The 11785-nt window shown below is 63.6% G+C and carries 10 protein-coding genes and 1 pseudogene; 4 read left to right on the top strand and 7 right to left on the bottom strand.

Going from position 1 to position 11785, the window contains the following annotated elements:
- Nucleotides 1–26: 26 nt before the first annotated feature.
- Nucleotides 27–199: pseudogene (locus SLQ30_RS26270) on the top strand (DDE-type integrase/transposase/recombinase); the annotation flags it as partial.
- A gap of 8 nt (nucleotides 200–207) precedes the next feature.
- Here the strand turns inward: SLQ30_RS26270 and SLQ30_RS26265 are convergent.
- The 5 genes from SLQ30_RS26265 to SLQ30_RS26245 form a co-directional block, all read right to left on the bottom strand.
- Nucleotides 208–1350 carry an acyl-CoA dehydrogenase family protein gene (locus tag SLQ30_RS26265; RefSeq protein ID WP_319449790.1) on the bottom strand — a complete coding sequence of 381 codons (1143 nt, stop codon included), beginning with the start codon at nucleotides 1348–1350 and terminating at the stop codon, nucleotides 208–210.
- A gap of 339 nt (nucleotides 1351–1689) precedes the next feature.
- Nucleotides 1690–2715, bottom strand: coding sequence for an LLM class F420-dependent oxidoreductase (locus tag SLQ30_RS26260; RefSeq protein WP_319449791.1), 1026 nt, complete (start codon nucleotides 2713–2715; stop codon nucleotides 1690–1692).
- A gap of 139 nt (nucleotides 2716–2854) precedes the next feature.
- Nucleotides 2855–3964 carry an acyl-CoA dehydrogenase family protein gene (locus SLQ30_RS26255; RefSeq protein WP_319449792.1) on the bottom strand — a complete coding sequence of 370 codons (1110 nt, stop codon included), beginning with the start codon at nucleotides 3962–3964 and terminating at the stop codon, nucleotides 2855–2857.
- Nucleotides 3961–5229 carry an acyl-CoA dehydrogenase family protein gene (locus SLQ30_RS26250; protein WP_319449793.1) on the bottom strand — a complete coding sequence of 423 codons (1269 nt, stop codon included), beginning with the start codon at nucleotides 5227–5229 and terminating at the stop codon, nucleotides 3961–3963. Before SLQ30_RS26250 ends, SLQ30_RS26255 begins: the two co-directional genes overlap by 4 nt.
- Nucleotides 5226–6629: a 4-hydroxyphenylacetate 3-hydroxylase N-terminal domain-containing protein gene (locus SLQ30_RS26245; RefSeq protein ID WP_319449794.1), complete on the bottom strand. Its 1404-nt coding sequence runs from the start codon at nucleotides 6627–6629 to the stop codon at nucleotides 5226–5228. Before SLQ30_RS26245 ends, SLQ30_RS26250 begins: the two co-directional genes overlap by 4 nt.
- A 90-nt stretch (nucleotides 6630–6719) precedes the next feature.
- Between SLQ30_RS26245 and SLQ30_RS26240 the strand changes: the two genes are divergently transcribed.
- Nucleotides 6720–6872 (top strand): hypothetical protein, encoded by a 153-nt coding sequence (locus SLQ30_RS26240; protein WP_319449795.1) that lies wholly within the window; start codon nucleotides 6720–6722, stop codon nucleotides 6870–6872.
- Between the two features lie 41 nt (nucleotides 6873–6913).
- Here the strand turns inward: SLQ30_RS26240 and SLQ30_RS26235 are convergent, their stop codons facing one another.
- A complete protein-coding gene (locus SLQ30_RS26235; protein ID WP_319449796.1) occupies nucleotides 6914–8467 on the bottom strand; it encodes a class I adenylate-forming enzyme family protein in 1554 nt (517 codons plus the stop codon).
- Nucleotides 8468–8804: 337 nt separating this feature from the next.
- Here SLQ30_RS26235 and SLQ30_RS26230 point away from each other — a divergent pair, with 337 nt between their 5' ends.
- On the top strand, nucleotides 8805–9383 hold the full coding sequence (locus tag SLQ30_RS26230; RefSeq protein WP_319449797.1) for a VOC family protein: 579 nt from the start codon (nucleotides 8805–8807) through the stop codon (nucleotides 9381–9383).
- Between the two features lie 82 nt (nucleotides 9384–9465).
- Nucleotides 9466–10296 (top strand): fumarylacetoacetate hydrolase family protein, encoded by an 831-nt coding sequence (locus SLQ30_RS26225; RefSeq protein ID WP_319449798.1) that lies wholly within the window; start codon nucleotides 9466–9468, stop codon nucleotides 10294–10296.
- Between the two features lie 601 nt (nucleotides 10297–10897).
- Here the strand turns inward: SLQ30_RS26225 and SLQ30_RS26220 are convergent.
- The gene (locus tag SLQ30_RS26220; protein ID WP_319449799.1) at nucleotides 10898–11776 is read right to left on the bottom strand and encodes a MaoC/PaaZ C-terminal domain-containing protein; all 879 of its coding nucleotides are present in this window, start codon (nucleotides 11774–11776) and stop codon (nucleotides 10898–10900) included.
- Nucleotides 11777–11785 lie beyond the last annotated feature (9 nt).

Here is an 11785-nt window from a genome sequence, read left to right as displayed (position 1 = left end):
GGGAGCAGGCGTGTACCGGTCGAACGGTGTTCTCTAGCCGCAACGTGGGGTACTCGATCGACTCCCGGATGAAGTCCCGGTTGGCCACGACCGCGCTCGTAGCGCAGTGACACGGCGTGGTGCGGTGGCCGGCTGCATCGTGCACGGCGACCGCGGATCTCAGTTTAGGTCAAGGCGATTCGTGCATGCGCTGAGCCATTTCGAGGGCTAGAGGCCGAGATCGCGCCCGATGATGTCCTTCATGATCTCGGTTGTCCCTCCGAAGATTGTCATGATCCGCGCGTCGGCGTAATCCCTGGTGATTTTGTATTCATTCATGTAGCCGTACCCACCGTGGAGTTGTACGCAGTTGTCGATGACCCGCTTGGCGAGTTCGGTCGTCCACCATTTGGCCTTGGCTGCCTCAACCGCGGTCAGCTCGCCGTCAACGATGGCTTGCAAACACCGGTCGATGTACTGCTCAGCGATCTCCAGTTCGGTGTCCATCTCTGCGAAAAGGAAGCGATTGTGCTGGAAGGTGCCGATCGGCTGGCCGAAGGCCTTCCGGTCCTTCGCGTATTGCAATGTCTCGCGCCAGCTTTCGCGCGCAATGGCAACTGCGGCGATCGCGATCGACAACCGCTCAGAAGGCAGATTGTGCATCAAGTGATAAAAGCCCCGGCCCACCTTGCCGAGGATATTTTCGCTCGGCACCCGAACGTGGTCGAAGTGCAACTCGGCAGTGTCTTGGGCGTGCTGGCCCAGTTTGTCCAACTTACGACCACGCGTGAAGCCGTCCATACCGCGCTCGACGACAAACAGGGTGAATCCTTTGTGGCCGGCGTCCGGATCGGTTCGGGCCACAACGATCACCAGGTCGGAATTGATCCCCGCTGAGATGAATGTCTTGGAGCCGTTGAGGATCCAATCGTCGCCTTCGCGGACTGCAGAGGTGCGGATGCCGGCCAAGTCGCTTCCCGCGCCGGGCTCGCTCATTGCGATCGCACCGATGAGCTCGCCGGTGATGAAGCCTGGCAGCCAACGCTGCTGTTGCTCCTCGGTGGCCAAATTCTTCAAATAGGGTCCGACGATGTCGTTCTGCAGGCTCAGTGACGGTGCGCTGGCTCCGAACCGCGACAATTCCTCGACCACAACGGCGTTGAAGCGGAAGTCGTCCTGGCCGCCGCCGCCAAACTTCTCGGGCATGTTGAAGCCGATGAGGCCATACTTGCCTGCGACTAGATAAGCAGACCGATCAACGATGCGCTGGCCCTCCCACTTCGCAGTGTAGGGAGCGACCTCACGTTCGACGAAGTGCCGTGCGGTTTCCCGTAGTTGCTCGTGCTCTGTTTCAAAAACCAAACGTCTCATGAATCTCCCTTGAAAATACCGCGCAATGGCTGTGCATCCCACTCCCCTAGCCGCGCTGTGGACCGTTCAGTTACTGTAGTGCCCCGGAGTTGCATTCGAGCAAGCAAATTGGAGCGCAGCGTACATCAGTTTTCCCTCAACGTGTTTCACGCGGCTACGCGTTCCCCGGGCGTCCCGGTTGCGGGTCCCAGCAAGCGACTCGGTAGGTTCCCGACACGCAAGCACGCTGCCCCAGAATGCCTCCCAAGCAGATGCTCGGCCGCAAATTCGCCAGCGTGCCGCGGATGGTTCGTACGGGACGCAAGGGAGAAACGGGGTCAGTGCCCACGCAACCCGCCATCAGAGCCAAGCGCGAAGCTGTGCCAGCTCGCCGACAGGGTCGCCGCCGACGGGACGAACGTTCAGTATTGTCACGCCTGCCTCCCGATACGCTTCAATCCGTTCCTTCACGTAGCCGGCGGTCCCGATCAACGAGGTGAGCTCGAGGAGCTCGCTTGGCACCGCGGCCTCGGCCTCTTCCTTACGTCCTGCGAGAAACGCCTCTCGGATCCGCTCTGCCGCATCGGCATAGCCATAGCTGCAGGCAATGTTGAAGTAGAAGTTGCGATCTCGCGCGCCCATCCCGCCGATGTAGAGCGCGTACTCTCCGCGGCCGAGGTCACGCAGGTGTTCGACGTCCTCACCGATCGCAACTAGGCCGCCGGCGACGACCTGTAGAGACGCGAGCTCGCCTGAACGCTTCTCACCTCCCGACGTGAGCGCATCGCCCCACACGTCGGCCGCGCGTTCGGGAAGGAACATGTTCGGGATCCAGCCGTCGGCCAGCTCGGCCGTCATCTCGACGTTGCGCGTACCGAGTGACGCGACGTAGATCGGAATATTCACCCGTACAGGATGATTGATCAGCTTCAATGGTTTACCCCGGCCCGTTCCGCGGTCCGCCGGAAGCGGGATGTTGTACAGCCCGTCGTTGACGAGTCGTTCGCGCCGCCACACCCGGCGGCAGATGTCGATGATCTCTCGGGTGCGCGCCAGCGGTCGATCGAAGGGGACGGCGTGCCATCCCTCCACGACTTGTGGCCCGGAGCTCCCGATCCCGAGGATCGCCCGCCCACCCGTGAGATGGTCGACCCCGGCTGCCGTCTGCGCGATCAACGCGGGTGTCCGCGAGTAGATCGGGAGTATCGCAGAGCCGATCTGCATCCGTTCGGTGCGCGCAGCCAGATATCCCATCACGCTCGGCGCGTCGAAGCCGTAGGCCTCGGCGACCCAGACGACGTCCAATCCTGCGCTCTCCCACGAGGCGATCTCATCTGCCGCCGCCCGGACATCGCCTGCGTACGCCAACTGGGTGCTAAGCAGCATCGAGCGTCCTCGGGGCGAGTAGTTGGGCGGTGTCGTCGATGATCGTGACATTCATCGTTCTCCTTGGGGCCGTTCGGTCATCGAGGCGGCGAACTCACCACGGCGGGACCGGCTGACCGGATCGCCGCGGTGCCGGGATTCACACTCCGAGAGCGGCCAGGACTGCTTCGGCATCAAAGATGGGGCCGCCGAGGAACAGCTCGATGGACTTCGCCCTGCGGTAGTACAGGTGAGCCGGATGCTCCCAGGTGAACCCGATGCCGCCATGCACGTGAATGGTGCTGTCGGCGATTTGGAAATACGCCCGCGCACTGCTCGCGAACGCGACCGCGGCCAATAGCGGTACATCGAGCGGGCGATGCGTGCTGGCCGACGCCGCTGCGGTGAGGGCGGCCCGGGCGGCTTCCAGTTCCAGGAACATGTCGGCGCACTGATGTTTGATGGCCTGAAACGAGCCGATTGGGCGGCCAAACTGCACGCGGGTCCGGGCGTAGTCGACGCTCAGCTGCAGGCAGTGGTCGGCCCCGCCGAGCGCTTCGGCGGCCAACGCGATACGCGCAGTGTCGAGCAGCCGGGCGAGAATGACGTCCGCGGCCCCGTCCTCCCCGATTAGCCGGGCCGGGGTATCCGCGAAAGTGATCTGAGCGAGCGGCCGGGACAAATCCAGGCTGTCCATCGTGGTGCGCACGACGCCTTCAGCTGCGGGCTCGACTGCGAACAGCGACAGCCCTTGTGAGGTGCGTGCGAACACGAGAACGAGGTCGGCATCGGACCCGTCGAGCACAAAGGCCTTACGCCCTGAGAGTCGCCAGCCGTCGCGTCCCGGTTCGGCGACGGTGGCCCAGCCGGTCGCGTCCCAGCTTCCCGCGGTTTCCACCGCGGCGAGAGTCGCGGTGGACGTGCCCGCAGCGAGACTGGGTAGATAGTCTGCGCACGCTGCATCGTCGCCCGAGGCCAGCAATGCCGACGGCACCAGTACCGCGGTGGACAGGAACGGCGCCGGTGCCAACGCCCGTCCCGTTTCCTCCAGTACAACCCGCAGCTCGGGCAACCCGCCGCCGTCGCCGCCGAATCGTTCGGGGATTCCGATCGACTGCACGCCGAGGTTGCTGGTCATCGCCGTCCACAACGAACGGTCGGTGGGCCCCTGGAAACCTGCGCGCACCGCCTGCTCATCACCGTGCTTGGCCAGGAAGCCCCGGGTGGCGTCGCGAAGATCGTCGAGCATCCCCACATCGGCTATGGTCATCGCCTTGCCTCCGCCACGGAGGGCTCTTTCGGTAGCCCCAGGACACGTTCCCCGATGATGTTCCTCATGACTTCGTCTGTCCCTCCGACCAGCCTGAGCGCTGGGACACTGAGTAACAGCTCGCTCCAGGCATAGGTGCCCCACTGGCCGTTGTCGGCAATAAGTTTGGGCCCCAGTACTTCAGATACGTACTGCACTGCATCGTTGACGTTGCGAGTGTTGAGCAGTTTGAGCGCTGATGCCTCCGGTCCGGGCGTACGCCCATCGCGCGCCGCTCGGTTCAGCTGCTCGCGCAGCCGCTCGGTACTCGCTCGTTTGACGTAGAGCTCAGCGAGCCCGCGGCGTGCGTGGGGATCCTGAAGCAGATCCAACGCGTCGAGCATCGCGATCAGCCATTGCACGTTGAGTGCTCCTTCGGCCGCGATGACGTCATCACTGCCCACAGCGGAGCGCTCGGTCAGCAGCGTGGTCAGGCCCACCTTCCAGCCGCCGTTCACCGGTCCGAGCCGGTGCGCGTCGGGGATGCGTACGTCATTGAAGAACACTTCGTTGAACTCCGCCCCGCCTGTCATCTGTCGCAGTGGCCGCACATCGACGCCCGGGGTATTCATGTCCAACAGGAACGCAGTGATGCCGTTGTGTTTGGCGGCCGCAGGATCGGTGCGGCAGAGCAGCTCGCCGAGCTCGCTGCAGTGCGCCAGAGACGTCCACACCTTTTGCCCGTTGACGATCCAATCGTCGCCGTCGCGGACGGCACGGGTCTGCAGAGCCGCCAGATCCGAGCCGGCTCCCGGTTCACTGAACAGCTGGCAACCGATGAGCTCGCCACGCAAAATTGGACGCAGATAAGCCTCGCGTTGCTCGTCGGTGCCGTGTGCGTAGATGGTTGGCACGACGAGGTTGATGCCGACCATGCCGAGATCGTTGGCGAAGTCGGGCACGACGTATTGGGCTTCCATCTCGTTGTAGAGCAGCTGAAAGGAACTGTCGAGCTCGCGGCCGCCGAACTCGGCAGGTCCGGTGATCCAGCCGAAGCCGTGGTCGAATCGGGTCTGCACCCACTGCCGCGCCGCGCGAAGTTGTTCACTGGCCTTGCCCAGCGGTTCCCGCTGAAAGATGATGACCGCGTCGCTGCCGCGCCCCCACTGGCGCTGTTTCTCGGCGGGTCGTCGTGGCGCGTTGGCTTGCAGGAACGCTTGTGCCTCTGCCGTGAACTCGTCTGCGGTCTGGCCCAACACCGCCGCACCGGTGGCAGGTCGGCTCACTGGACGCCTGCGACGGTTTCGTCGCTGAAGTGCGCGGTGCGCAGCGCGAGCCGTTTGGCCCCTGCCATCGGGTAGTGCTTCACCGAAACCATGCGTTGGGCGAACAAGCCACCGCCGGACTGAAGCAGCGTCACGTACCACCAGCCGCCTAACGCGTCTGCGGTGTAGTCGCGGATTGCGTGAAACAGTCGTGATCGATAGTCGGCGTCGACGCCGTCACGGCCGACCATGTACTTGTGCAGCAGCGGTCCGACCTCGCTGTTGGCGAGGTCATCGGGGGTCGGTGCGGTGAGAACCGCGCCGCCGGCAATGTCGTGCAGGTGCCGGCACATCAAAGTCCACTGAGCGCCACCGTAGTGTTTGACGGCGTTGGTGTAGAGCTCGTTGGGATGGACCCATCCTTCCGGGGTTGTTTCCGCGTTGGCGATGGCGGCCTCCAGACCCCCGCGGATCAACGTTGCAGTAATCACCATTTCGGCGATCTTGTCTTTGATGTGCGCAATCTTCGCGACACCGTTCGCCTCAGCGATGAGTTGGGCGAAGCCGACCAAGGTGTCGGCGGCGTCGGCCATGTGCATGCCGCCGCTGACGCGTTCCCACAGTCCCAGTGCGTGCGCGAAGGTCGCGGAGTGTTCCACTTCGCCGGCGAGGAACACGCGTTCGTTGGGCACGAAGACGTTGTCGAAGATGATGAAACCTTCGGCCAGGTTGTGGACGCTGGAAACTGGCCAATAGTCCTGCTGCTCGCCGCGCGGTGCGAAGGTGGTGTTGACGATCTTCACGCCTTCGGCGTTGACGGGCACCGCGCAGGCCACCGCCCAGTCCGATTCATCGGCCTTCATGCGTTTGGTCGGCATGACGATCATTTCGTGTGCCATCGCGGCGCCGGTGATGTGCAACTTGGCACCGTTGATCACGATGCCATCGGGGCGGCGTTCCACGATGCGGGTATAGGAGTCGGGATCGGCTTGACGGCTTGGCGGCAGTTGGCGATCGCCCTTGGCGTCGGTGATCGCCTGCACACACCGCAGGTCGTTTTCCACGCAGTAGCGGTGAAACTCCTTGATCCGCTCGATGTATGGCGCGTAGGCCGGGTCGTCCGCCGGCATCCGCGCCGCAGTGGTCACCAGTGCCATCAGGCCACTGGCGGTGACTGAGGCCAGGTCGTCCCAGTCGCTGACCCCCTCCATCAGCGTGCGTAGCTCGCCGACATCTTGGGGGATCGTGTAGTACGGGCCGACCGCCTTATTCGGGTCCCACATCTTGTCGTATGTCGACGCCACGAACTTGTAGGCCGAGGCCAGAAGCGGATGATTGACCGGGTCCTCGACCAGTGCGCCGTCGACATACAGCTGACGGCCGTCCTTCATCGATGTCAGGTACTCAGCGCCAGTCAGCATTCCGTCTCCATTCGTTGGGCGAACCGCTCCGGACGCTACCAGCTTGCTTGCGCGTCGGCAAGGTCCGCATAAGGGAACCGGTTGCGCCGGTTGGAACTCACCGAGGAAGGCCGGCGTCCCACCGCCGCGATCGGCGACCGGATCCGGCCCCCGCTTGCCGAACGGCTCGACCGCCTCGACGCGCGGCACATCCAAACCGTGCTCAACGGCTTCGCAATCCTGAGCGCGGACCCGAAGCCATGAGCTTCGCGCCCTGACCTCGGTCACGCCCTGATCACGCCGAATCAGTCTGAGAAAAACCAGGTCTCGCGTACAAGGCGGCTCAACACCTTGCCGGTGGCGTTGCGGGGCAGTTCGGACACGAACCGAATCTCAGTGGGGCACTTGTATCGCGCGAGGCGGCTCCGGCAGGCCGCGATCAGGGTCGCAGCATCGACGGCACAGCCGGTTTCGGCGACCACCGCGGCCACGATCGTCTCACCCCACCGCTCGTCCGGCACGCCAACGACGCAGCACTCGGCGACCCCCGGCTGCCGAGCAAGCACGGCCTCGACCTCGCTGGCGTAGACGTTCTCGCCCCCGGTGATGATCAGGTCCTTCAGTCGACCGCACAGGTAGACGTATCCTTCGTCGATCCGGCCGAGGTCACCGGTACGCAACCAACCTTTGACGAAGAGCTCAGCGGTGGCCGTTGGCCGACACCAGTATCCGGCGCAATTCTGATCACTGCGTATCCAGATCTCCCCCACCTCACCAGCGGCCACCTCGACCTTGGTCTGCGGATCGACCACCTTGACCTCAACACCGGGCAGAGGCCGACCCGCCGATTGCAGGATCCGTCCCCCACGACGGTGATCGTCGGCTGTCAACGTGCAAATGGGGCCGACCGTTTCACTGAGTCCGTAACCTTGGACGAAGTCGACATCACCGAACCACTTCGTCATCTTCTCCAGAGTGGGCTGCGAGATCGGTGAAGCACCGTAGCTAAGGGTGCGCAGCCCGGAGAAGGCCTGCGGCGCGATTCGTTCGTCTTTCATGACGGCACTGATGAGCGCAGGGACCAGCATGGCGTCGGTAACTCCGAACCGCGCGACCGCCGTCGCTATTTCGAGCGGATCGGCATCAGGCACGAGCACGATCGCCCCGCCAAGCCAGGCAACGGCCGCCACCAACACGGAGCCTGCGACATGAAACACCGGCGACATGACCAGAAACCGGGTGTCGACGTCACAATGCACTAATTGTGGGCCCGTCACGCTCGCCCGCAGTTGCGACGTGGTGACGACCACGCCCTTGGGCTGTCCGGTGGTACCCGAGGTGTAGTTGATGAGTCCTACCGTGTCGACTCCCGCAGCGACGTGGTGGGGCGCGGAGGGAGCGGACTTCACGCTGGCCGTCCAGGTGCGGAGATCGGCCAGACCGGCCCCACCGTCGATCCATACGATCTTTGGCGCCACCCTGGAATTCGCCAGTGCGTCGGTGAGTGTCGCGTGAAATTCCCGCTCGGCGACGATGAGGCAGGGACGTGAGTCGTCGAGCACGTGGCGCAATTCCTCCGCTGATAGTCGCCAATTCATGCTGACGAGGGCTGCCCCGACACGTGCCGCCGCGGCCGCCAGGATCGGATACGTTGCACGATTGCGCCCTAGGTAACAGACCCGCTCCGATGACCCGACACCTGCTGCGCGCATGGCCGTGCTCACTAGATCTGCCCAGTAGTCCCAGTCAGCGTTGCTCAGCGACACCAGCGGGTCCAGGACTGCGGGCTGGTCGGGATTGCCGTGGGCGCGTGCGCGGACCACATCGCTGAGTGTGAGGCGAGTGGCAATCGCGGTCATCTGTGGGTTCCTTATCCGTTTCATGGACGTGCCGGCAGTCGTCGGGGCAGCGCGCCGACCGCATCGTTGCCGGCAAGGTTGTGGGTGCGCGCGGCACCGACACCATGCTACCTTGCCGACTCGCAAGCAAGGGCAACGTTGGCGCAGGCGGTCCAGGCTTTCCGTCCTCGGAACTCCCGCTGCGGGCCTGCCAACAAGCGACGCGCCGATCCCGCCGCACCATCCGTTTTCCCTGCTTCACGGTTGCTTGCGCGCCAGCAAGTCGCTAGATTGCCACTCAGACCGTTTCACGGAGCGCAGACACGTCCCGTGCATCCTCAGCCAGGATCGGACATCCATGCCGGACACACAGAAGAAGTTTCGCATCGGCCTGTCAGAGGTGGTGCTGCGTACACCGCATTACCACCGCCTGTGCAGCTTTTACCAGCAGGTGTTGCGCCAACCACCGACCCTGGACATGACCCCCGAAAGCGGGGTGGGCACAACTGATCCGGACGTGCCCACTCGCATCGCCTTCTTCAACCTTCCCAGCGACTATCCATACACCCAGCGGGTTGCCGTGTTCGAGTGCGCCGACGTTGGCGGTACGGAGCGCAGAGCGGTCGGCCTTCATCACCTGCAGATCCGCTACCCAGATCTGGAAGCACTGTTCGAGCAGTACAGCACCCTCAAGGATTCCGGTCTGCATCCCATCGAAGCCTCCAATCACGGTATCGCCACCAGCCTCTACTACCGCGACCCGGATGGAAATCGCGTGGAGTTGTCGGGCATGAACTTCCCCACCGAGGCCGAGATGCGCGAATTCATGTCCAGTGAGCAGTTCAAACGCAACCCCGACGGGCACAGCATCGACCCCGAGGCCTGCCTCGCGCGCCGAGACCAGGGCGTTCCGCTAGCCCAGGCGATCAAGCAGTGATTATCGCCGGAACTTGGTGGCCCTCAGGCGAACCGATCGCACAACCGAGCTCGATATCCGCGGCGCCGCAACAGATCCTGTCATGTTGATCGCCCAGACCTCGCGTGGCGTGGCCCGCGTCGTAGACGACGAGTACCAGCTGCTGGACTCGGATCGCACACTCGGACAGCTCATTCAGGACGGCCACCTCGGCGTCCTTCACCACGCATCGGTACGCGACACCGTGTCGGCGTCAGAAGTGACCGTACTCGCCCCAGTGAGCCGCCCTGGAAAGATCTGCATCATCGGCTTGAACTACCTTGACCACGCCGAGGAAATAGGCGCCGCGGCCCCGACCGTGCCACGATTTTTCTGGGTGGCAGGTTCGGCTGCGTCGGGTCCATTCGATGACATCGTGCTGCCGGCGTGCGCTCCCACCGAAGTCGACTACGAAGGCGAAGTGGCGCTGGTGATCGGCGCCCACGCAAAATCCGTTGATGCGCAAGAGGCCTGGCGCTACGTCGCAGGTATCACCGTGGCCAACGACATATCGGCACGCGACGTCCAGCTCGGCCGCGGCGGCCATGACGGCCGCGCCAATGTCGGAGTCGCCAAGAGCTTTGACACCTTTAAACCGCTGGGGCCTGCGCTGCTGACCGCTGACGCTATCGGCCCGGACGACCCGCTGCAGATCACGACCATCATCGACGGGGAAACTCGGCAATCGTCTACGACGGCAAACCTGTTATTCAACTTCGCCGAACTGGTGGCAAGGGTAAGCCAGTACGCCACCCTCGAGCCCGGCGATATTGTTCTCACCGGCACACCAGCGGGGGTCGGGATGACCACGGGCCGATACCTGGAGCCGGGTCAGGTTGTGGAAGTGCAGCTAGAGCACGTCGGCGCGTTGCGCAACACGGTTGTTGCTTCGTAGCGGTGCTCGACGGGCTGCGTTGCTCGTCCACGTCGATGGCACACAAGCTCACGCCGCACTATCCGCACGTGGCATCGACGCAGAAGAGGCCGTTAGCGACCTGATTGTGAGGTCGGAAAAGTGGTTGGCGGTGTGGCTTTCACGTCGCTCCTCTCCTGCGGCTGGGTGCCGCACGCTCCAGACGACCATCGCCAGATGGCGCACAGTGATCTGGTCAGCTGGTGCGGTCGCTTTGTTCTGCTCTGCGGCGACGGTCTCCAACGATGTCACGCAACCGCCGAAACAATGTGCGTCCCGCCGCGTTGGCAGTAACGAGTTCATCATCGCCAAAACAGCAATGAAAGAAGGGGGTGCTCCTGCACGTAGGTAGCCCAACGTGCTCTGTCGCGGATCATTTCCACCCATCAAGCGTTCCGTTACGGTTTGTAGCGCTTCGCGTGGAGTTGATGTAGTCGCGCAGTCCGCCTTTCGACAGTCGGAACGATGCGGCGATATCGTCGTAACGGGTGCCTGCATAACCGCGACGGGCGCAATTTATCGCCGCGCTGTCCAGAACTTGGCGGCGTGTCCGATCTATCGGCAGCGAGCCTGCAAGTGATATCTACGCCGAGTCCGCGGAGAATTCGAACCGCCCCTGACTGAACAGCACTGCGCCGCTGTCATTCTTGACGCAGAAGTCCACGATGCCAGGACTCGACTGCCAGGTGTCGACCGTCAAAGTGTCACCTGGCACAGTCGTGGCACTGAATCGACCGCTGAGCGACTTGAAGCGCGACGGATCCGCGTCGCAGTAGCCGGCAAGCAACAAACGCCCGGCGATGCCATACACGCACAAGCCATGCAGAATGGGCCGGTCGAACCCGGCGGCTTTGGCTACTTCAGGGTCCACGTGCAACGGGTTGTGGTCACCAGAAAGCCGATACAGCAGCGCTTGGTCAGCGCGGGTGCGGGCGGTGAAGACGCGGTCGGGATCCGCCGGCGGCGGCGACCACTTCGGCGTAGACGGACCGCGCTCGCCACCCCATCCTCCGACGCCTCGGAAGAACATCGACTGAGTAGACCGGCAATACACTTCGCCGGTGTCGGCATCGGCGACGTCCGACGTCGTCTCGACCACGGTCGCGCTGCTCTTGTCCCAGATTGCCGAAATCTGCGACTTCGCCGTGACCGCAGCGTCCGCGGGCAGTGTGGCGAGCTGATCCAGACGTTGCTCACCATGCAGCATCTGCGTGAAGTCGACGGCGTCTCCGAGCGCGGCGATGAGTTCACCGACGCCGGCAGCGGTGCCGGCCAACACGCCGAACGTCGGGTAGACCCGCTGGGAGCGCCCGCCACTACCATCGGTGGTGAAATCCAATTCACCTGCGGGATCATCGTGTCCCGCACCAATTCCCAGCGCATAGAGCGCACAATCGCGCTTGGTCCACGTTGACGCCTGGGGCGACAACTCCAGGCCGACGAGATTAGGGTCTAGCTTCACAATTGCCCT

The organism is Mycobacterium sp. RTGN4 (assembly GCF_033804635.1).
GTDB lineage: Bacteria > Actinomycetota > Actinomycetes > Mycobacteriales > Mycobacteriaceae > Mycobacterium.
The sequence above is the reverse complement of the archived record's forward strand: the minus strand, read 5'-3'. Positions and strand labels throughout refer to the sequence as shown.